We start from the raw sequence: 1,577 nt of genomic DNA on the forward strand, positions 1-1,577 counted from the left end.
CCCCCACACAACGCCGCGCCCCGCCGCCCCCGTATCACCGTGGTCTGCTCCGCGGTTACTCCCCTTCGGGGACCTGACCGCTCGCCGCGACCCGCCCGTACCATCGGGCGCTGGACTTCGGCGTGCGCCGCTGCGTGTCGAAGTCGACGTGGTAGGCGCCGAACCGTCGGCTGTAGCCGTACGCCCACTCGAAGTTGTCCAGCAGCGACCACAGGAAGTAGCCGCGGACGTCGGCGCCCTCGGTGAGCGCGCGGTGCACGGCGCCGAGGTGGCCGCGCAGATACGCGATCCGCTCGGGGTCGTGCACCTGGCCCTCGGCGTCCGGCTTGTCCTCGTACGCCGCGCCGTTCTCCGTGATGTACAGCGGCACTCCGGGCGCCTCGCGGTGGAACCGCAGTAGCAGTTCGGTCAGCCCGGTGGGGTCCACGGTCCAGCCCATCTCGGTGCGCGGGCCCGGCGACTGGTGGAAGGCGACGCCGTCGGCGCCGGGCCAGGGCGAGTGCGCGCTGTTCCCGTGCCCGTCGTTGCGCTCGGCCGGCGCGTCCGGGCTGCCGGAGGCGGCCGACACCAGGGAGGGGGTGTAGTAGTTGATGCCGAGCGCGTCGAGGGGGTGCTGGATGAGGGCCAGATCGCCGTCGTGGACGCAGCTCCAGTCGGTGACCGACGCCGTGTCCGCGAGCAGGTCGTCGTCGTAGGCGCCGCGCAGTATCGGCCCGGTGAAGACGCGGGTGGCGAGCGCGTCGATGCGGCGCGCCGCGTCCCGGTCCGCCGCGGAGTCGCTGCGGGGGCGTACGACCGCGGGGTTGAGGCTGACCATGAGCTGCGCCCCGGAGGGCAGCGTGTCGCTGAGGGCCCGCGCCGCCAGTCCGTGCCCGAGGTTGAGGTGGTGCGCCGCGCGCAGCGCCGCCGCGGGATCGGTGCGGCCGGGGGCGTGCACGCCGGAGCCGTAGCCCAGAAAGGCGCTGCACCAGGGCTCGTTGAGGGTCGTCCAGTGGGTGACGCGGTCGCCGAGCGCGTCCGCGACCAGCCGGGCGTACTCGGCGAACCGGTAGGCCGTGTTCCGCGCCGGCCAGCCGCCCGCGTCCTCCAGCTCCTGGGGCAGGTCCCAGTGGTAGAGCGTGAGGTACGGCTCGATGCCCGCCTCCAGCAGCTCGTCGACGAGCGCGCGGTAGAAGTCGAGCCCGCGCTGGACGGCGGGACCGGCGCCCGCGGGCTGCACGCGCGGCCAGGAGACGGAGAAGCGGTAGGCCCGGACGCCGAGTTCGGACATCAGCGCCACGTCCTCGCGGAAGCGCTGGTAGTGCTCGCAGGCCCGGTCCCCGGTGTCCCCCTGGTGCACCTTGCCCGGGGTGTGGGCGAAGGTGTCCCAGATGGAGGGGGAGCGTCCCCCCTCCGCCACCGCGCCCTCGATCTGATAGGCGGCGGTGGATGTGCCCCACACGAAGCTCTCGGGGAACTGCCGGACGGTGTGCGTGGACATGGAAGCGCTCCCAGAAGTGCCGTAGGAAACAGGAAACGGAGGAGTCGGAGGAGAGAGAAGGAAGGGAGAGGGGAGAGGGAGAGAGGAGGGGGAGAGG

The 1,577-nt window shown here is 72.9% G+C and carries 1 protein-coding gene; it reads right to left on the minus strand.

Annotation, left to right across the window (positions count from 1 at the left end):
- Positions 1-55: 55 nt before the first annotated feature.
- Entirely contained in the window at positions 56-1,480 is a 1,425-nt protein-coding gene (locus G5C65_RS37010; protein ID WP_165303418.1) for a GH1 family beta-glucosidase, read from the minus strand.
- Between the last annotated feature and the right edge of the window lie 97 nt (positions 1,481-1,577).

The sequence above is a fragment of the Streptomyces boncukensis genome (assembly GCF_011045075.1).
GTDB classification, from domain to species: Bacteria; Actinomycetota; Actinomycetes; order Streptomycetales; family Streptomycetaceae; genus Streptomyces; species Streptomyces boncukensis.

Coding starts and splice junctions, on each gene's coding strand:
- G5C65_RS37010 (WP_165303418.1), bottom strand. CDS start 1,480: ATGTCCACGCACACCGTCCGGCAGTTCCCCGAGAGCTTCGTGTGGGGC.